The sequence below is a fragment of the Fibrobacter sp. UBA3718 genome (assembly GCF_002371935.1).
Taxonomy (GTDB): Bacteria; Fibrobacterota; Fibrobacteria; order Fibrobacterales; family Fibrobacteraceae; genus Fibrobacter.
This window is the reverse complement of record NZ_DFHR01000013.1, coordinates 286,546-306,109: the sequence shown is the minus strand read 5'-3', so window position 1 is coordinate 306,109 and position 19,564 is coordinate 286,546. Positions and strand designations below refer to the sequence as shown.

Sequence of the window (19,564 nt, the reverse complement as noted above, 5' to 3'; positions counted from 1 at the left end):
CCTTGTCGCGCCTATTAAAGTTCTTCCACAGCTTCGGTGCGCAGGTTTTCTACGATGTAGTCCTGGCGCGCCTGCGTGTTCTTGCCCATGTAGTATTCCAGCAACTTGCCGAGTGATGCGTCGCTTGGCATGGTGACGGTCTCCAGGTGCATGTTTTCGCCGATAAGCAGCTTGAAGTCCTCGGAATCCATTTCACCGAGACCTTTGAAGCGCGTGATTTCCAAATCCTTCTTGTTGATTTCCTTCGCGGCCTTGTCGCGTTCCTCTTCGTCGTAGCAGTAGAAGGTCTTCTTCTTGTCCTTGCGGTTGCGCACGCGGAAGAGCGGCGCCTGCAATATGTAGAGGTGTTTTTCCTGCACGAGTTCCGGGAAGTACTGCAAGAAGAACGTCATCACCAGGAGGCGGATGTGCATGCCGTCCACGTCGGCATCGGTCGCGATAATCACCTTGTCGTAGCGCAGGTCCTCGAGCCCGTTTTCGATGTTGAGTGCGGCCTGGAGCAGGTTCCATTCCTCGTTCTCGTACACGATTTTCTTGGAGAGGCCGTAGCTGTTCTTCGGCTTGCCGCGCAGGCTAAACACCGCCTGGGTCTTGGGGTTGCGGGCCGTGGTGATGGTACCGGAGGCGGAATTACCCTCGGTAATGAATATCATGGTCTCGCTCTTGAGCGGGTTCTTGGCGTCGGTGAGGTGCACGCTGCAGTCACGGAGCTTCTTGTTGTTGAGGTTTGCCTTCTTGGCGCGCTCGTTGGCGAGTTTCTTGACGCCGGCCAGTTCCTTGCGCAGCTTTTCGTTCTGGTTGATGCGTTCCAGGAGCTTCTTGGCCGTATCCTCGTTCTTGTGGAGGTAATTGTCCAGCTCGCGGGCCACAAAGTCCACAATCCAGGTACGGAGTGCGGGGCCGTTGGGGGCCGTGGTGGTGGAACCGAGCTTCGTCTTGGTTTGGGATTCGAAAACCGGTTCCTGGATGCGCACGGAAACGGCACCCACGATGCAGTTGCGCACGTCGGATGCGTCGTATTCCTTCTTGAAGTGGTCGCGCACGCCCTTCACCAAGCCCTCGCGGAATGCCGCCTGGTGGGTTCCGCCCTGGGTGGTGTGCTGGCCGTTCACGAAACTGAAGTAGTGTTCGCCTTCCTGGTTCGAGTGCGTGATGGCGAACTCGATGTCCTTGCCCTTGCAGTGGATGACCGGGTAGCGGATGGTGTCGTCGGTACGGCTGTGGAGCAGGTCCAAGAGCCCGTTCGGGCTGTTGTAATCCTTCCCGTTCATCACGAGCGTAAGCCCGTTGTTCAGGTAGGCGTAGTTCCAGATCTTCTCTTCCATGTAGGCGGGGAGGAACCGGAAGTTCTTGAACAGGTCGTTATCAGGCTCGAAGTAGATTTCGGTGCCGTTTTTCTCGGTGGTGGAGGTAATCTTGAAGTCCTTCACCAGGATGCCCTTGCTGAATTCGGCGCGCTTGACCTTGCCGTCGCGGAAACTTTGTACGATAAACTTTGTAGAGAGCGCGTTCACCGCCTTGGTACCCACGCCGTTCATGCCCACAGACTTCTGGAAGGCTTCGGAATCGTACTTGCCGCCCGTATTCATCTTCGACACGCAGTCGATGACCTTCTCGAGAGGGATGCCGCGGCCGTAGTCGCGCACGCGGCAGCTGTGGTCTTCCATGTCGATTTCAATCTTCTTGCCCGCGCCCATGGCGAACTCGTCGATGGAGTTGTCGATAACTTCCTTCGCGAGCACGTAGATGCCGTCGTCGGGGCTCTGTCCGTCGCCCAGCTTGCCGATGTACATACCGGGGCGGAGCCTAATGTGTTCGTACCAATCTAGAGTCTTGATGCTGTCCTTGTCGTACTTTACAGCCATTATCTACCTTTCAAAACTAAAAAAATGCCTTTTTTCGCCAATTTTAAGAAATTTCGCGAGATTTCTTGCGGAAGGAGCCCGAACTCGCGGCTCCGGTCCGCCCTTTGCCACCAATATAGCAAAAATTTTTGTCAAAGAGTGACAATTTGTGCAGTAGGCGACCTTTTTTATATTTGTCCATATATGCGCAAGTTCGTTCCTGTATTTCTCCTGTGGCTTTCCCCGTTTTTGCTCCTTTTGTCCATTGTCTTGGCCTGTTCCGAAAACGACAAGTTTCTTGCGCATGGCACGACCGAAGAAGAGAATGCCCAGATTATCAAGGATACCGTCGCTTATCTCAAACTCCTGAAAACCTGGGAGCCGGAACAATCCGCCGATTCGGAAAAGGTCGTGCTCGAAGGGGATTCGTCCGTTTCGTGGTACAATGTTGTTTTCTTGAGAGCTCCGAAGCCATACTTTAACTATACCGATATGGGGGCCGACTCTGCCGTCTGCACTGTGAATGTCTATGAAGATGAAAACGGCGTCCGGCTTGTGGTGGACCTTGATTCTGCCAGGGAACTCTTTACGCAGCTTTTGCGGCGCGATTCCATGATGGCTATTGTCGTAGACCGTCTTGACAAGACCTATGATATGGACAATCCGGTAGCCGGTTGCAAGGCGGATTCCCTTTCCTTCGTGGAACGCTGTGAAAATGCAAAGGGATCGGTCGAGGATCAGCTCGGGCTTGCATGCAATGAACTCCACTTGATCTGTACCCAGGAAATCATGCCGAACAAAACGGCGGAAGAGTTTATGGACAGTACGGCTACGGAGCTGAAGAGCCGTTGTGCGGATGCCCTGGGACTTTCCCTCAACGAAATGGGTAACGGGCGCCTCGACGGAAAGTTCTCGTGGCGCTACCTGAACCCTGAACTTTCTTATGGCGAGGTCGTGGACGAACGCGACGGGCAGGTGTATAAGACGATAGCCATCGATTCCCTTGTTTGGATGGCGGAAAACCTGGGCTATGCGGATAGCGATTTGACTCCGAGCCTGCTCGGGAAGAACTGGTGCTACGACAATGAACCGGATAGCTGTATAAAGTATGGTAGGCTCTATACGTGGGGCGCGGCCATCGACTCGGTCGCCCTGGCGAACGATCCCGAAAATCCGCGGGAATGCGGCAACGGGACTGACTGCCGTGACTTGACCCATATCCAGGGGCTTTGCATGGACGGTTGGCATTTGCCGTCATCTTCGGAAATACATATCCTTGAAGATGTGGCGGCAACGGGAACGCCTCATGTAGCTGTCGTTGGGTCGGACGATGAGTGGCCTTATGGTTCCATTACGCTCAGAAGCGCTTACCTTTGGGAATATGGTATCGATGCTTACGGTTTTTCGCTGCTGCCGGGCGGCTATTACCTTTTCGATACGGATGAATTCAAAAAAGTTGGCGAGGAGGGCTATTTCTGGTCGCTTGACTATGCCGAAGAATATGCCTGGATGTTTATTATGTACGATGGGAAGGCTGCTACCGGGTCGACGAACCTGGGAATCAACGAAAAGTACAAGTTCGCCATTCCGATCCGTTGCGTGAAGGATTAATCACAGGCTAGCGGAATTTGCTGAAAGAATCTGTCAAAAAAATTATTTTTACGAGAAAAGCATAGGAGGAATTATGAAACGATATTTTGGTGTTCTGTTGGCTTGTGCCGCGATTCTTGTTGCTTGCGGTGACGACGACAGCGACTTTGCGACCCGTCCCGATGGGAGAATGTCTTCATCCAGTGCCACGCCGAATTCGAACGGCAGCACAGAGGATTTCGATGCTCCCGTGAAACCCTGCAAGATGGGAAATGTGGATAATTGCGAGTACGGCACGGTGAAGGACGAACGCGATGGTCAGGTTTACAAGACCGTAAAAATCGGTGACCAGGAATGGATGGCCGAGAACCTCAATTTCGTAACAGACTCCAGTTTTTGCTATACAAACTCTGCGGACTCCTGCGCCAAGTATGGTCGCCTGTACTCGTGGAGTATTGCAATGGATAGTGCGGGAACGTGGTCTACGAATGGCGTGGGATGTGGGAGTAATCCTCCTTGTTCGCCAATATATCCGGTACAAGGAATATGCCCGCAAGGTTGGCATTTGCCGGATACCACGGAATGGGCTGCCCTTTTCACGGCTGTGGGTGGAAGTAGAAATTCTGAACGCGAATGGATATGGGATGGGGTGTGCAAGAAACTCAGGTCCGAGACCGATTGGCTAACCGAAGATTTATTCAGTTATGCACTCGATAGTGGCACTGATGCCTACGGGTTTTGTGCTTTACCGGCAGGTTTCAGGTATTCCAGTGGAGATTACACAAAAGAGGGTGGAGCTGCGTCCTTTTGGACTTCTAATCCGGACGATTACAAAAATGCGTACAATGTGGAGCTGAGCTACGGCTTTGACTATGCACGTATGACCAACCCCTATGGTGCGCCTTGGCAATCAGTCCGTTGCGTCAAGGACTAAAAAGAAAACCGCCGAGGAGGCCTCAGCGGTTTTAATCTTTATATAGGCGCAGTTTAGCGGAGTACGATGTCGCCGTTCGCGACGAGCTTGTCACGCAGTTTGTTGTGCGCCTTGTTGACTTCGTCGTCGGTAAGTGTGCGGTCCATGGCCTGGTAGGTGAGGCTGTAGACCATATTCTTCTTGCCGGCTTCGATCTTGTCGCCTTCGTAGATGCTCTTGAGGGTAATCTTCGCGAGGTTCTTGGGGTTGAGCCCCTTGATGCGGGCGACGATTTCTTCGTGGGTCATGGACTTCGCCACTTCGAGCGAGATGTCGCGGCTAGACGGCACCTGGCGGCTGAAGGCTTCGAACACGATTTTCTTGTGGGTGGCGTGTTCCATCTTGTCCATGTCCAGCTCCATCACGTAGGTGGTGTAGCTGATGTCGTTAGCGGCCATCACGGAGGGGTGGAGTTCGCCCATGGTGCCGAGCACCACGCCGTCGGCGAGGATTTCGGTCTGCTTGCCCGGGTGCAGGAAGATTTCAGGCTTGGCGGGCACGCGGAATTCCACCACGAGGCCCACGCGCTTGAGGAAGCTCTGCACGAATCCCTTGAACGCGGCAAAGTCAATCTGGGCGGGCTTGTCGTTGAGCGGGTTCACGTCGAAGTTCCCTGCAATCGTGAGGGCGACGAGGTTCGATTCGTCGAAGCCCGGGTCGCGCACGTCCTTGCGGTCGCGCTTGAACTGGCCCTTGGCCACTTCGAACAGGCGCACGGAACCGGGGCGGTTCTTCTCGTTCTCGGCAACGCTCTTGAGGAGGTTGGGGAGGAGGCTCGTGGGCACGGCACCCAGCTCTTCGGAAAGCGGGTTCAGGAGCAGTGCGGGCTTGCTGCGGCGGTCGTCGCTTTCGGGGCCGAACAGGGCCTCGGTGCGGGCCTTGCTCGTGAAGCGCAGGCTCAAGCATTCATGCAGACCCATCGCAGAGAGGGTCTTGCGAATCTTGCGGTTCAGAACTTCAATCGGCGGGAGCTCGTTCGGCTGCATCTTGAAGGAGGGCAGCGTGTACGGGATGTTGTCGAACCCGACGAGGCGGGCGACTTCTTCGATGAGGTCCACTTCGCGTTCGAGGTCGGGGCGGAAGCTCGGAATCTTGAAGGTGATGGAGTCTGCCGTCTTGGAAACGACTTCGAGGGCGATGCCCGTGAGGAACTTTTCCACCTGGGCCATGTCAAGCTTCATGCCGATAACGCGTTCGGCCTGCGCGATGCGGAGCGTGACCACGTTGTTCTCTTTCTTGTGGTCGTCGCCGGTGTATTCGACGGTGCCCTTGAGAATACGGCCACCCGCGACTTCCTGGATGAGGGCGCAGGCGTACTTGCTGTATTCGTCCTGGGTCGCGAAGTCGATTTCGCGTTCAAAGCGGTAGCTGGAGTCGGTCGAGATGCAGAGGCGCTTCGCCTGCTTGCGGACCACCGTCGGGTTGAACCAGGCGCTCTCGAGGAACACGTTCTTGGTGGCATCGACGATTTCGGATTCGACGCCGCCCATCACGCCGGCAACGCAGGCCGGACGGTCGCCGTCGCAAATCACGAGGTCGTTTTCGACGAGTTCGTGAGCGGTGTGGTCAATCGTTTCAATCTTTTCGCCCTTGGTAGCACGGCGGACCTTGATCTTGTTGCCGTGCAGCTGGTCCATGTCAAAGCTGTGGAGCGGCTGGCCCACGTCCATCAAGATGAAGTTCGTGATGTCGACGACGTTGTTGATGCTGTTCATGCCCACGGCGTGCAGGAGCTTTGCGAGCCATGCCGGGGACTTTTCGACTTTCACGTCCTTGATGACGCGGCCCACGTAGCGGGAGCAGCCGCAACCGGGAACCACTTCGAGGCTGATGGCGGAACTTGCCGCCTCGGCATCTTCCTTAAGTTCGTAGGCGAGGGGCTTCAGCGGGCGGTTGAACTTCGCGGCCAGTTCGCGGGCCACACCGCGGTGGCTCAAAGCGTCCGGGCGGTTCGGGGTCACGTTCAGTTCATAGCACACGTCGTACATGCCGAGGCTCACGAACGGGGTACCTGCCGGAATGCTGTCATCGAGAACCATGATGCCCGCGTGGTCGTCGCTGAGGCCGATTTCGTCTTCGGCGCAAATCATGCCGAAACTTTCCACGCCGCGGATCTTGGACTTCTTCATCTTGAGCGTGCCGCCATCGGGGAGCGGAAGTTCCGCGCCAATCGGGGCGAGAACCACGGTCTGGCCTGCAGCCACGTTCGGGGCGCCGCAGACGACCTGGAGCGTTTCCTTGCCGTCGTTCACGGTGGTGATGTGCAGGTGGTCGCTGTCCGGGTGGGGTTCGCAGGTGAGCACCTTTGCTACAACGAGCTTCTCGTAGACCTTGCCCGGTTCTTCCATGCCTTCGACTTCGAGGCCGATGGAGGTGAGGGCCTTTGCAACTTCTTCCGCAGATTCCGGAAGATCAACGTGACGTCTGAGCCAATTCAAAGAAACTTTCATCTTTCAATCCTTTATAGCATGGAACTTGCGACGAGCGCAACCCCCGTGCCTGCTTAAATTTTCGCGGGAAAATGTAGAAAAAATGGAAAAGAAAAGGAGAAAATATCTTAAACGGAGGCGCAGTTTGAGAGGTATTTCTGCAGTTCCTCGACGTAGCGCTCGCCCACAAGCCCGAGCAGCATGTTGCGCTTTGCAATGTAGCCGATTTCCATGACACGGTGGGCTTCCTCGCTCTTGTCCTTGAACGGGACGGCTAGGTAGTCTGAGCCGTTCAGTTCTTCGCAGATGATTCCGGAGCAGAGCGTGTAGCCGTTGAGGCCAATCATCAGGTTGAGCATGGTGGCGCGGTCGTTTGCCTTGATAGTGCGCTTGTATTCGTTTGTACTTAAAATTTCTTCGGCAAAGTAGAACGAGCTGTTGTCGCCCTGCTCGAAGGAGAGGCACGGATATTCCGCAAGTTCATCAAGCGTAATGAACTTGTTTTTTGCAAGCGGGTGGCCCTTCCACAGGTAAACATACGCCTTGCAGTCGATAAGCTTGTGGAACGCGAGGTCGCGGGCGTTCAGCAGGTTCGTAATGATCTTGCGGTTGAAATCGCTCAGGTAGAGGATTCCGATATCGCTTTTGAACGAGGCCACGTCCTCGATGACTTCCTTGGTGCGCGTTTCGCGGATGGCGAACTCGTATTTCTCGGTATCAAACAACTTAACAGTCTCGACAAAGCTCTTGACAGCGAAGGAGTAATGCTGCGTAGACACGCCGAACTTCTTCTTGCGCTTGCCAATCTTGCCGTACTTCTCGAGCACGGTTTCATAATGGTGGTAGAGTTCCCGCGCATACGAGATGAAGTCCTCGCCCTCGCTCGTGAGCTTGACACCGCGGCTCGTGCGGTTGAATATGAGGATATTCAGTTCGTCTTCCAGGTCGCGGATGGCGGCAGTGAGTGACGGCTGCGAGATATAGAGTTTTTCGGCGGCCTTGTTGAAGGAGCCTGTTTCTGCGATGGCGATGGCGTAACGGAGCTGTTGTAAAGTCATAAATTCCTACTAATTTGATAGGAAATATAGAAAATTTTCGAACGATGGAAAGGGGTAATTATAAATTTTCCCTATAATCCGCAGTTCCAGTTCTTGTCTTCGGGAATCTTGCCTTCGGAATTGGGCGTGTTGCGAGTGAACTGGTCGAGCTTTACGCCGTCCAGGTAGTCGCGGATCATTGTATCGAGCTCCGTCCAGACCGGGAGGGTGACGCATGTCTTGGCGCGAGGGCAGAGGTTTATCTTGGTGTCGAGGCAAGAAACAGGCGCAACGGAATTCTCCATGAGCGAAAGGATGCGCCAGACGCTGCATTCTCTGGGATCCACCTTCAATCGGTATCCACCGCCTTTGCCACGGGCGCCTTCGAGGAGTTTCCCGCGCACAAGCGTCCCGAGTATGCCTTCGAGGTATTTTTCCGAAATTTGCTCTCGTGCAGAAAGTTCCTGTAGTTTGGTGTATGTATCCTTGCCATTACGGGCCAGGTCTATCATCACGCGGAGTGCGTAGCGTCCTTTGGTCGAAATCCTCATGCCTTGAAAAATAGAACTTCTGAAACCGAACCGATGGTGGAGGCCTGTTCGAAATCCCCTTTTTTGCTAAATTTTGCACCATGAAATACACAGACGAAGCAAAACAGAATTTCAAGGCCCTCTCCAACAACCCTTATCCCGGACGCGGAATTATCCTCGGCGAAAGCGCCGATGGTAAGTCCTACGTGCAGGTGTACTGGATCATGGGCCGTAGCGTCAATAGCCGTAACCGCGTGTTCGAAATTGAACCCAAGACCGGCTTCATGAAGACGAAGGCCTTCGACGAATCCAAGCTCACGGACCCGCACCTGATTATCTACTACCCGGCACGCCACACGGCCGACGTCCAGATTATCACCAACGGCGACCAGACCGACACGATTTACGACGCCATCAAGCTCGGCGGCACCTTCGAAAGCGCTCTCCGCACGCGCCAGTACGAAGATGATGCCCCGAACTTCACGCCGCGCATCTCCGGCATCCATTACAAGAACGCAAGCCCCGCCGTGTACAAGCTCTCCATCCTCAAGAGCAGGGGCAACAGCGAAGAAGCCGGTTGCGAGCGCATGACGTTCGAATACGAGAAGGCCCTGCCGGGTCTCGGCCACTTCATCAGCACCTACGAAACCGACGGTAGCCCGATTCCTAGCTTCAACGGTTTCCCGAAACTGATGCCGATTTTCGACAACGCCGAAGATACGCTCAAAAAATACTGGGCCACCCTGAACAAGGACAACAAGGTTTCCTTGATGGTCAAGTGGATCGACAAGAAGACTTTCAGGGCCAAGACCCTGATCGTCAATAAGAATAAATAATTTATTCTAGTTCTAACTCGTTCTGAATGGCGCCTTCCATGCACAGGAGGCGCCTTTTCAAATCGGTGCCGAGCGCGTAACCGCCGATTTTTCCCTTGCTCGTCACTACGCGGTGGCAGGGGATGATGACCTGGAGCGGGTTGTTGTGCAGCGTGTTCCCGACAGCGCGTTCTGCGTTCGGGTGCCCGATGGCTTCGGCGACCTGCTTGTACGTCCACGTCTTGCCGTAGGGAATCTTGCGGGTGGCCTCGAGGACGCTTACCTGGAATTCGGTACCGTGGATGGCGATGGGGACGGTGAATTCGGTAATCTTCCCGGCGAGGTATTGGTTCAGTTCCTTGACGACATTGTTGTAGGCTTTCGCAGTGGAACGCTTCAGCGGGATGTCGGTATCGGCTGTCGCGTAGGCGCAGGCCTTGACCGAACTCGGGACAATCGACGATTCGCCCGAGCCCGAAAAGCGCAGCCCGCAGAGGGTGTTCCCTTCGAACGTGAAGGTCCATTCGCCCCACATGTTGCGGTGCTGGATGGTCTGGATGTTTTTTTGCGCTTTTCCCATGCCTGAAATATACACAATTTGGAGGTGTAGCTGCGTTTTTTTATATTTATGACAGGTGGTGTCGTGGGAAAATAGGAGGAATTATGGAAAAAAGATGTGCCCGGCGCGGTATCCAGGCGCTTTTGGTGGCGAGCCTGGCTTCTGCAGCACTTATTGCCGGATGCGGTGACGACGAGAGTTTCTCTCCGGTCGCCAAAAACCGAGGCTATGACTACGCATTCGTAAAAACAAATGATTTTGCGGAATACCCCTGCAACGAGATGCGCGAAGGTCGCGAGGCCGTTGTCGGACGCGACAAGGACCGCTACGAGTGTATTTTCGACGAACGGGATTCCGTCTACCTGTGGGCGGGCGAGTCGGACACTCTTACGGCGAAGGGTCATGAATTTGTCCGAGCCGAATCGTCCAACAGCGAGGAAGAATCTTCCGATAGCGACGGTTTCTCGTCGAGCCGGTATTCATCCAGCAGTTCGCTGTACAGTTCCTCTAGCTACTCCAGCAGTTCTCGCTACAGCTCTTCCAGTTATTATTTTGATACCACCTGGACTTTTAGTGAAGACCATATCGGCCTGGCGTCTATCCCCTTTACCCTGACCACCAAGGACGAGCTGCTCAACCCGGACGTCGAATACGGAACAATGTTGGATGAACGCGACGGCCAGGTCTATAGGACCGTAATCGTTGGGAACAGGGTCTGGATGGCCGAAAACCTCAATTTTGCAGGCAACGACGATTATCCGCTTGTGCTTGAACGTTCGACGTGCCTTAATTTCGATGATGACAACTGCGCCTTGCTGGGCCGATTGTATTCACGTGAAGCTGCCATGGACAATGTCTCCTGCATGTTTGGAGTCTCCTGCGATATAGGGGATACCTTGGTTCGCGGTGTATGCCCCAAGGGATGGCACATTCCATCTAACGCCGAGGCCTTGGCTCTAGTAAACGCTTTTGGCGATGAACTTGGTGACGTCCGCTCTGCAAAGGGTTGGTCCTCTTATAAAGAAGGGGTTAATACCTCGGGCTTTTCGATGCCGGCATCGGGGTGTCTTGATTTCGGGGATGATAGATTTGAAAGCCCCGGAAAGACAGGATACGTTTGGGCCTATATAAAAGGGTCGGATATGAGATACCTGATTTTCCGCGGGCCGTCGGATAATGATGTTATTATACATTCCGGTTATTCGAGCAATATTTTCGTCTCGGTTCGCTGTATATCGGATGACACGTTGAAAGTAGCCTTGTCTTCTTCTTCAAGAGTATCATCTTCGAGCGTGTCTTCGTCGAGTAGCGTGAAGTCATCTAGCAGTTCTGTGGTTTCTTCTGCGTCCAAGGATAACTTCTTCAACTCGGATGTCACCTACGGATCTCTGAAGGATAGTCGCGATGGGCAGGTGTACAAGACCGTCGAAATAAATGGTACTACCTGGATGGCGGAAAACCTGAACTTTGCAGGAAACAGCGACTGGCCGCTCCCGAAGAGCTATTCCTACTGTTACGGCGGAATCGCCGCCAACTGCGAACTGTATGGAAGGCTGTATGACCGCGCCGCAGCCATGAACAGCACCACTTGCGGTTATGGAAAGTCGTGTAGCTTATATGATGGCTTGAATAGGGGCGTGTGTCCAGACGGGTGGCATATTCCGTCAGAAGAAGAAGTCGACGATTTGATGGACTTCACTTTGGGCAACAGGAAGACCTTGCGATCAGTGGACGGATGGGTTGATAGGGAAGTCGGTGCGAATGAATCAGGTTTTTCTCTGGTGGGCTCCGGAGTCAGGGCCGACAAGAACTATGTAAATCAGGGCAGGTTTGCTGCGCTCTGGTATTATTCCACCGGGGTTGTCCAAAACTATCTGGTATTTTCGGGTGTCGAGGACAAGATGTATTTGACGGAAAATTCGAAAGAGACGGTGTACATTTCGGTGCGTTGCGTGAAGGGTGCTGGTGCCGAACCCGCTTCTTCGGGCAGTACAAAATCGTCAAGTAGCGGGAGTTCGTCGAGCGTCGAAAGTTCCTCGAGCGAAGAATCTTCGAGTTCGTTCGACAAGGCGGTGCTCTTCAATTCGTCGGTAAGTTATGGCGAAATGACGGACTCGCGCGATGGACAGACGTACAGGACGTTGAATATAGCGGGGCGTACCTGGATGGCGGAAAACCTGAACTTCGCGGATTCTTCGAAACTCCCCATCCTGGAGGGGAACAACCGCTGCTATGATGATGACCCGAGCGAATGCGAAGCCTTTGGGCGCCTGTACAGCAGGGAGGCCGCGCTGAACGACAGTCGTTGCACTTGTTATAACGGAACGTGCCCCTCGATGTCTGGCAATGTTCAGGGCATCTGCCCCAGCGGGTGGCATATCCCTTCGAAAAGCGAGGCGGAACAACTGGCGAACTTGAACGGGAATCAGGCTAGTAGTCTGAATTCGTCCTATGGGTGGGCTACAGACCGTAGAGGCAACAATTCTACGGGCATGTCCTTTGTGGGAGCCGGTGTGTATCAACGCCAAACTGGCTCTGTCGGATTTAAGGGAAAGGGAAACTATACCAATCTGTGGGTTTACGACGTGTCGACCCCGAATGAAAATTGGTATCTGATGGATGTAGGAAAAAGCGCATCGGGAAACGGGACCATAGCGGTCATGGATGACGCCGGATATGATCCGTTTTATACTGTCCGCTGCGTTAAAAACTGACGGAGCCCAAGGAGGGGATAAGAAGCGCCATTCTAGGAGCATAATTGCCCCAAAAACTGTTTTTTAACTATCTTTCAGCTTGAAGTGCAGATTACAAAGCTAAAGATTTTTGGATTCAAGTCCTTTGCCCAGAGGACGGAAATTAACTTCCCGACGAAGGGGCTTACCGCCGTGGTAGGTCCGAACGGTTGCGGCAAGTCTAACATTACTGACGCCATCCGTTGGGTTCTGGGCGAACAGAAGGCCGCCCTCCTGCGCATGAGCAAGATGCAGGACGTGATTTTCAGCGGTACCGAGGAACGTGCCGCGATGAGCCTTGCCGAGGTCTCCATCGTCATCGACAACAGCGACGGTACCCTCGCTTCGGAATATTCCGAAGTAATCGTCACTCGCCGCGTCCACCGCGACGGGTCGGGCGAATACCTCATCAACAACCAGGAATGCCGCCTGCGCGATGTCCATGCGCTGCTATTCGACTCCGGTCTCGGTTCGAGTACCTATTCGCAGATGAACGCCGACATGATCAAGTCGGTGCTTAGCGATAAGGCGGACGACCGCCGCGTGCTGTTCGAAGAGGCTGCGGGCGTGAGCAAGTACCGCCAGCAGAGGAAGGAGGCCGTGCGCCAGCTCGAACGCGTGCAGATGGACATGGAGCGCGTGGAAGACAACCTGCGCTCTACCCGCCGTTCCGTACGCCAGTACGAGACCCAGGCGGAAAAGGTCGAGGAATACAAGAAACTCAACAAGCGCCTTCGCGAACTGGACCTCTCGGTTAGCCTCGACAAATTCGAAGATTTTAAGGAAGGTCTCGAGACCCTGAATACGTCGGCCCGCCGCATGGAGCACGAGGTCGAGTCATCCAAGACGAAGGCGACCGAACTCCAGACGAAAATCGAGGAAAAGAAGCTCGATATCAGCGAAGACGAGAACGCCTACCGCGAACTGGAACGACAGGTCCAGGCGGCGACCATCGAACTCAATAACCTGAACAACGACATTGTGCGCTTGCGCGATTCCATTTCGGCCATGGAGGCCGCGAACGAGAAGGCGCAGGAAGAAATTACCCGCAGCAACTCGAAGGTCGATGAACTCATCCGCGAACGTGAACGCCTGGAAGAAGAAAACGCGGTGCTCGGAAACGACAGCGAGATGGACGAGATGAATTCCCTCCTGGAACGCGAACGCGAAGCGCTCCAGGTGATGCGCGACCGCCTCGATGACTTGCGCATGCGCTCCAGGGAACTTTCCAACGAGCGCCTGCAGACGGCAAATGCCGTGAACGCGCTGCGCGGCCGTTTTGAACGCGCGGATGCCGAAACCGATATGCTGCGTTCGAACGTCGAAGGCTACAACGCCGAACTCGAAAGTTTATATGCAAAGAAATCCGAAGCCGAGTCGGCTGCCCGCGATATCCAGCAGGGCATGGACGAATCCCGTTCGGCTATAACGTCTCTCGAAGAACAGCGCTCCGTGCGAGAAGAACGCATCGAGTCGCTCAAGGCCGACCTGCAAGGTTTGCAGGCCCGTATCGCCGAACTCAAGAACGACGAGGCGAGACTCCAGTCTCGGATCGACGTGCTCCAGAGCGTGTCGCAGGATGCGTCCGATGCGAACCGCTGGATTGCCGAAAACAAGGCCGATCTTGCGCGTGGGCTCCTTTCGGAGCGCCTGGATGCGCCTCCCGAATATGCGTCCCGTGTCGAAAGTGCCCTTGGCGACATGCTTGATTCCGTCGTGGTCGAAAATTCGGCTGCCGCAAAATCCCTTGTCGAAGCACTGCGCGAACAGAACGTGGGCCAGGCTCTCATGGCTCTCGTTTCCAATCCGCGTCCGCCTTATGCCGGCACGGTGGAAGGGGAGGGCGTTGTCGGTCCCGTCTCGAATTTTGTCAAGACGGATGATACGACCCGCGCATGGCTCGATGGAGTCCTTTCCCGCTACATCCTGGTCGAATCTTTTGATGCTGCCCTGAATCTTTCGCTCAAGTACGGCAGTGAGGACCTTTGCTTTGTCGCTCCCGAGGCGAGCATCCGCACGGCGGGTCTTGTCTCGACTGGTGCCCCCACGTCCGGTTCGCTCAGCCGCAAGAACGAGATTGCCGAGGCCGAGAAGGCGCTCGCCGGGGCCTTGGATGAACTTGGACAAAAGCAGGACGAAGTTGCTCGCCTGCAGGAGACCTTGGACGAGGAACAGCAACTCCTTGTCTCGCTCAACGACGATATCCGCGAAATGCAGAATTCGCTTCTCGGAGGCGATGCCGCCATCTCTATCCAGAAGAATACGGCGGCGACCTGCGAGCTGCGCATCGCACAGCTGGAGCAGGCCCGCGAGCAGGCCACTCGTCGTATCGACGAGGCCCAGGCGACGCGGGAATCGGATGCCGAACTGTCGGCAGCCGAAGTTGCCGCCGAGCGTGCAGAAACTGAATATTCCCGTGTGAACGATGAACTCCAGGAACAGGAGACGATGTTCCGCGAAAAGGATGAGGAAGTCCGCGACCTCGAACGGAGCGCCCTCGACAAGAATGCGAAACTTGCGCAGAATACGAGCCGCCTCGGCAATATCGCCGACCAGATTGAATTCCTCGGAAACGTCATCCAGTCCCGTAATGACGAAATCGCGAAGAACAACGAAGCTTCGGAAAAATTCAAGTCCGATATCGAAGGCTTTGCCGACCAGCTTCAGACGAAGGATTCGGCGCTCCGCGAACTCGAAAGCCAGCGCGACCTGGCCCGTGAAAAGTACGAACTCGTATCGGGAGATCTCGAAGAATGGCGTTCCGAGGTGAACCGCCTCCGCGACGACATGATCGAGAAGATGAAGGACTTGAACGATGTGGGCCGCCGACAGGAAGCCTTGCAGGCGAACGTCGAGAGGCTTTCGGAACGCATCACCAACGAATATTCCGTTGACCTGGCTAATCCCGAAGGCGTCGAACGTGTGGAGTATAGCCAGCCTGAGGCCGATCGCGAAATCCGTGAACTTCGAGGCAAAATCAAGGACCTGGGCCCCATCAATGTGAACGTGATGGAAGACTACGAAGACGAGAAGAAGCGCCTGGAAGAAGTCGAGAAGCAGTTCGACGACCTCGACCGTGCCCGCGCCTCGCTCGACCGCACCATTACCAAACTCGACGATATCGCCCGCACGCGCTACCTCGAGACGTTCGAACGCATCCAGAAGAATTTCCAGTTCGTGTTCAGCAAGCTGTTCCTGAACGGAGAAACCAAGATGAGCCTCGTGGAAAAGCTCGACGAGAACGGCAAGCCGATGGACATTCTCGATGCTGACATCGAAATCAACGTTCGCCCGACCGGCAAGAAGATGCGTGGTATCAAGGCGCTTTCCGGCGGTGAACACGCGCTTACAGCAACGGCGCTCCTGTTCGCAATTTACATGGAAAAGCCGTCTCCGTACTGCGTGCTGGACGAAGTGGATGGTCCGCTTGATGACGCTAACGTCGGTCGCTTTATGGCGCTCCTCCGCGAATTCAGCAAGCAGACTTTGTTCATCGTCGTGACGCATAACAAGCGTACCATGGCCGAAGCCGACATGCTCTACGGTGTGACCCAGGAAATCAAGGGTATTTCCCGCATCGCCAGCGTTCAGCTCGCCGACGCAACTAAGTTCGCGATTTAGTATGCCCCGTATTCCTCATACAGTCATCCCCGCGAAGGCGGGGATTTTCGCTTTCAAAGGTTTCGTCTTCGCCGCTCTTTCTGCGATTTGCTACGGCACGAATCCGTTGGGCGCCCTGCATCTGTACGCCCAGAATTACTCGCCGGAGACGGTCCTCTTTTACCGATTTTTCACGGCGGCGATTCTCCTTTTTGTGGTTATTCTCGCGAAGGGTTCGCATTTTAAAATCTCGTTTCGCGAGTTCCGTGCTCTTGTCGCGTTCGGATTCCTCTTTGCAGTGAGTTCGCTTACATATTATGCTTCGTTCAAGTACATGGATGCGGGGCTTGCTTCATCGCTATTGTTCCTGTACCCGCTCGAAGTCTCGGTGCTTATGGCGATTTTCTTCAAGGAGAAAATCAAGGCGTGGACCGTCATTTCTATCGCGGTTTCGATGTCGGGCGTGGCGCTCCTGTATCGCGGCAGTGACGGTACCGCGCTTAGCTCGGTGGGGCTTGCACTCGTTTTTGCGTCTTCGCTCTCGTATGCGATTTACATGGTGATGGCAAACCGCATCAACCTGCAGATGGGGGCGGTGAAGATGACGTTTTACGCCATCTGTTTCTGCCTTCTCTTCTTGTTGCTTTATTCGGTAACGCTCGGTTCTGGCCTCCCGCCGCTTTTTACGCAGGCAAGTTCGTGGGGCTGGGGCTTTATGCTTGGCCTCGTGCCGACGGTGCTTTCGCTAATCTTCATGGTCAAGGCCGTTAAAATCATCGGCTCCACGCCCACGGCAATTCTTGGCGCTTTGGAACCCGTGACCGCCGTGACGATTGGCGTGACTGTGTTTGCCGAAACGCTGACTACGCGCATCATGGCTGGCATCGCCTTGATTCTTGTGTCTACCGTGCTTATAGCCATCAAGCGAAAATAGCGTCTGTGATTAATTTCGCGACCACTTTTTACTATATTCCTGAACATGCAGACAACCTGTTCAAAATGCAATAAGGAATTCAATGACAAGGTGGGAATGTCCCCCTTGCAGAGCAACATGGCTATCCGCGTGCGCAACAGGGTAGGGAACATCTGCCCCGAGTGTCGCGAGGAAATTTGCAGGACGCGTCGTGGATGGTGGAAGATGTGGTTTTACGACTTGAAGGTCGCCGCACTCTGCTTCTTGATTCTCTTGCCGATGTTCCTGCTGTTTGCTGCGCTGACTGCGTTTCTCGCACTATATGTGCTGTAATCTAGGCTTGGCCTCAATCGGGTAAAAACGTATAAAAACGAAAACGCCTCTCTATTGAGAGACGTTTTTCGCGGGATAGACGAGGCTTGAACTCGCAACCTCCGGCGTGACAGGCCGGTGCTCTAACCAAAATTGAGCTACCACCCCAAATCGTTTCCGATTTTCGGTAGTGGGCGATAACGGATTCGAACCGCTGACATTCTGCTTGTAAGGCAGACGCTCTGAACCAACTGAGCTAATCGCCCGAAATTTTAATCCTGCTTGTCCTGCTTTTTGCCGGTCCAGAGGATTCCGAGAGGAATCACGACTACGTAGGCAACGACCAGGATGAGAGGAGCAACCGTGAGGCTTACCGGATTATCTGCCGGGCCGGTGGCGAGGCAAAGGAATCCGATTGCGAGCAGTAAAACGCCGATTGCAATAAGAACAAAATTCTTTTTATTCAACATTTACTACCATCCTTTGGGTTACGTGCCAAATATAAAAATATTTCGCTTGTTGTCAAGTAAAAACGCGCTTTTCACACGAAAAAGCCCGGTTTTGTCCGGGCTGCGTTTCGTTTAGTATTCGTTTGGTACCAAGGGGGCGGGGGGCTCGGCGGGCGCCGTAGGCCCGGTCGCCGGTTCGGCGTTTACCTCGCTATTGCTTGGCGAAGGACCCTTGTCCCAGACGCTTTCACTTTCGGAGAGTGGCGAAGTGTCCCATGGACTCTTCTGCCCTGACGGAGATTCTGTTTCCGAGTAGTTCCTGTAGTTGATGGGAATGAAAACTTCGTCGGGGTATGCCTGATACAGATACAGCGAAGTGAAGTAGGTGCAGAAGCCCCAGAGCACGCTGGCGGTCGTCATTTCGCGGCGGATGGACTTGCTGCCCACGATTTTGCCGTTCTTGACGAGTTCCAAGTCTAGAGTGTGCGGACTTCCTCGCTGTGAAATCTTGCAGTCCTGGCTACTTTCGCAAAGAAGTGCTCCGTTACCGTACACTTCGTAGTTGCGGCCATCTGCAGCCATGATCTTTGTCTGGCTGAAGAAGCAACCGCAAAGGCTAAGCGATGAGGCCAGGCAGGCTACACATAAGAACCTGCTTGCGTACTTCATTAGAACCCGTAGCCCAGTTTGAGGTTGAACATGAATCCCTGGAAGAGCTTGCGAGACTTGCTGGGCAGATCGCTGTCGCTATCCCAGCTGTCGTATTTGTTCCATTCTTCGTCGGTAATCTCATCCTTGGGTTCTGCCAGCTTGTAGAAGTTGACGAAGTACTTGGCTTCGGCGAAGAGGACGATGTTGCTTGCGCGGTTGAGCATCACGCCGCCGCCGACGAAAGCTCCGATGCCGGATTTCGAATCCGAGTAGCTCTTCTTCGTGTCTTCTTCGGTCGTCTTGTAATCCTTAATGGAAGAATCGTAGCGTGTGACCTTGGAATGGACCGTAACGTCGGTATTGTAGTCGACGGCCGAGTAGTTCATACCGCCACCGATGTAAGGAGCAATAAACTTGCGTCCGAAGGCATAGTAGGCGGAAATGGCGAAGTCTAGGTAGTTGTAGCGGGAATCGTCGCTCATGCCCCAGAAGTTCGCATCAAGGCCGATGAGGAAGCTCTGGGTGTCGTACATGCCGAATACGTTGAGACCGGGAGCCATGTCGACGGAGGGGGAGAGCGGAACCATGCCGCCAAGGCCCAGGCCGAAGTAAGAATACGCTTTCATGCGCTTGGGCTGCTTGGTTTCGTTCTGGGTGACGTTATAGATATCCTGGTCGTTGGTCGCCTTCTGCTTTGTGCCGATGGTGCGGGCCACGCGCTGGATAATCGGGTCGAAGTCATCGGGGTTTGCTGCCTTGAGGCGGTCCTGCCAGATGGGGGCTTCGCTTCCGGTATTGTACAGCTTGAAGGACAGGATTACGTTTTCGCCCAGGCGGGTGAATTCGGCAATGAGGATCTTGGAGCAGCCCTTGGATACGGCCTTGTTGTTGAGGGTTTCCGGCTTGCTGATGTCGACACTGTCTTCGACGGTTCCTTCAATGAGAATGAAGCGGCCGTCGTCTTCAATGTAGGTCTTCATGAGCTTCTGGGCTGCAATGCCGTAGTCGCTGTGGATGTTCGTTGTGCCGACTGGCGGCATGTAGACTTTTTCTGCGGCGGTCGCATAGGCTGCGAAAATAGCGGCAGAAATCAAGATGCTTCGAATGAACTTTTTCATGGTGTTCCTCCT

The 19,564-nt window shown here is 54.4% G+C and carries 15 protein-coding genes and 2 tRNA genes; 7 read left to right on the top strand and 10 right to left on the bottom strand.

What is annotated here, in order from left to right; translation table 11 throughout:
• Positions 1-14 precede the first annotated feature (14 nt).
• The gene (locus B4A77_RS04510; protein WP_072811200.1) at positions 15-1,865 is read right to left on the bottom strand and encodes a DNA topoisomerase IV subunit B; all 1,851 of its coding nucleotides are present in this window, start codon (positions 1,863-1,865) and stop codon (positions 15-17) included.
• Positions 1,866-2,048: 183 nt separating this feature from the next.
• On the opposite strand from B4A77_RS04510, the gene B4A77_RS04505 reads away from it, so the two are divergent.
• The gene (locus tag B4A77_RS04505) at positions 2,049-3,455 is read left to right on the top strand and encodes an FISUMP domain-containing protein (RefSeq protein ID WP_290738685.1); all 1,407 of its coding nucleotides are present in this window, start codon (positions 2,049-2,051) and stop codon (positions 3,453-3,455) included.
• 73 nt (positions 3,456-3,528) lie between these two features.
• The gene (locus tag B4A77_RS04500) at positions 3,529-4,368 is read left to right on the top strand and encodes a fibrobacter succinogenes major paralogous domain-containing protein (RefSeq protein WP_290735633.1); all 840 of its coding nucleotides are present in this window, start codon (positions 3,529-3,531) and stop codon (positions 4,366-4,368) included.
• Positions 4,369-4,421: 53 nt separating this feature from the next.
• Here the strand turns inward: B4A77_RS04500 and pheT are convergent, their stop codons facing one another.
• The 3 genes from pheT to B4A77_RS04485 all read right to left on the bottom strand — a co-directional run bounded on the left by pheT (position 4,422) and on the right by B4A77_RS04485 (position 8,424).
• Complete coding sequence (pheT, locus tag B4A77_RS04495) at positions 4,422-6,857, bottom strand: phenylalanine--tRNA ligase subunit beta (protein WP_290738682.1); 2,436 nt, start codon at positions 6,855-6,857, stop codon at positions 4,422-4,424.
• A gap of 107 nt (positions 6,858-6,964) precedes the next feature.
• Positions 6,965-7,894, bottom strand: a complete 930-nt coding sequence (locus tag B4A77_RS04490) for a LysR family transcriptional regulator (RefSeq protein ID WP_290726720.1) — start codon at positions 7,892-7,894, stop codon at positions 6,965-6,967.
• 71 nt (positions 7,895-7,965) lie between these two features.
• Positions 7,966-8,424 (bottom strand): RrF2 family transcriptional regulator, encoded by a 459-nt coding sequence (locus B4A77_RS04485; RefSeq protein ID WP_173380736.1) that lies wholly within the window; start codon positions 8,422-8,424, stop codon positions 7,966-7,968.
• 80 nt (positions 8,425-8,504) lie between these two features.
• Between B4A77_RS04485 and B4A77_RS04480 the strand changes: the two genes are divergently transcribed.
• Entirely contained in the window at positions 8,505-9,239 is a 735-nt protein-coding gene (locus B4A77_RS04480) for an IMP cyclohydrolase (RefSeq protein ID WP_290738679.1), read from the top strand.
• A gap of 1 nt (position 9,240) precedes the next feature.
• Here the strand turns inward: B4A77_RS04480 and B4A77_RS04475 are convergent, their stop codons facing one another.
• The gene (locus B4A77_RS04475) at positions 9,241-9,798 is read right to left on the bottom strand and encodes a methylated-DNA--[protein]-cysteine S-methyltransferase (protein ID WP_173380738.1); all 558 of its coding nucleotides are present in this window, start codon (positions 9,796-9,798) and stop codon (positions 9,241-9,243) included.
• A gap of 83 nt (positions 9,799-9,881) precedes the next feature.
• Here B4A77_RS04475 and B4A77_RS04470 point away from each other — a divergent pair, with 83 nt between their 5' ends.
• The 4 genes from B4A77_RS04470 (at position 9,882) to B4A77_RS04455 (ending at position 17,355) form a co-directional block, all read left to right on the top strand.
• Positions 9,882-12,491: an FISUMP domain-containing protein gene (locus B4A77_RS04470; RefSeq protein ID WP_290738676.1), complete on the top strand. Its 2,610-nt coding sequence runs from the start codon at positions 9,882-9,884 to the stop codon at positions 12,489-12,491.
• 84 nt (positions 12,492-12,575) lie between these two features.
• Positions 12,576-16,130, top strand: a complete 3,555-nt coding sequence (gene smc, locus B4A77_RS04465) for a chromosome segregation protein SMC (protein ID WP_173380740.1) — start codon at positions 12,576-12,578, stop codon at positions 16,128-16,130.
• 1 nt (position 16,131) lies between these two features.
• Complete coding sequence (locus B4A77_RS04460) at positions 16,132-17,043, top strand: DMT family transporter (protein WP_290738671.1); 912 nt, start codon at positions 16,132-16,134, stop codon at positions 17,041-17,043.
• A gap of 45 nt (positions 17,044-17,088) precedes the next feature.
• A complete protein-coding gene (locus B4A77_RS04455; protein WP_173380742.1) occupies positions 17,089-17,355 on the top strand; it encodes a hypothetical protein in 267 nt (88 codons plus the stop codon).
• Between the two features lie 71 nt (positions 17,356-17,426).
• On the opposite strand, the gene B4A77_RS04450 is transcribed toward B4A77_RS04455, so the two are convergent.
• From B4A77_RS04450 to B4A77_RS04430, 5 genes are all read right to left on the bottom strand, one after another.
• Positions 17,427-17,502: transfer RNA gene (locus B4A77_RS04450), tRNA-Asp, on the bottom strand.
• Positions 17,503-17,525: 23 nt separating this feature from the next.
• Positions 17,526-17,600 (bottom strand) — tRNA-Val (locus B4A77_RS04445).
• A gap of 6 nt (positions 17,601-17,606) precedes the next feature.
• Positions 17,607-17,804 (bottom strand): hypothetical protein, encoded by a 198-nt coding sequence (locus B4A77_RS04440; RefSeq protein ID WP_173380743.1) that lies wholly within the window; start codon positions 17,802-17,804, stop codon positions 17,607-17,609.
• Positions 17,805-17,915: 111 nt separating this feature from the next.
• The gene (locus tag B4A77_RS04435) at positions 17,916-18,452 is read right to left on the bottom strand and encodes a hypothetical protein (protein WP_290738668.1); all 537 of its coding nucleotides are present in this window, start codon (positions 18,450-18,452) and stop codon (positions 17,916-17,918) included.
• Positions 18,452-19,552, bottom strand: a complete 1,101-nt coding sequence (locus B4A77_RS04430) for an outer membrane protein (RefSeq protein ID WP_290738665.1) — start codon at positions 19,550-19,552, stop codon at positions 18,452-18,454. Before B4A77_RS04430 ends, B4A77_RS04435 begins: the two co-directional genes overlap by 1 nt.
• Between the last annotated feature and the right edge of the window lie 12 nt (positions 19,553-19,564).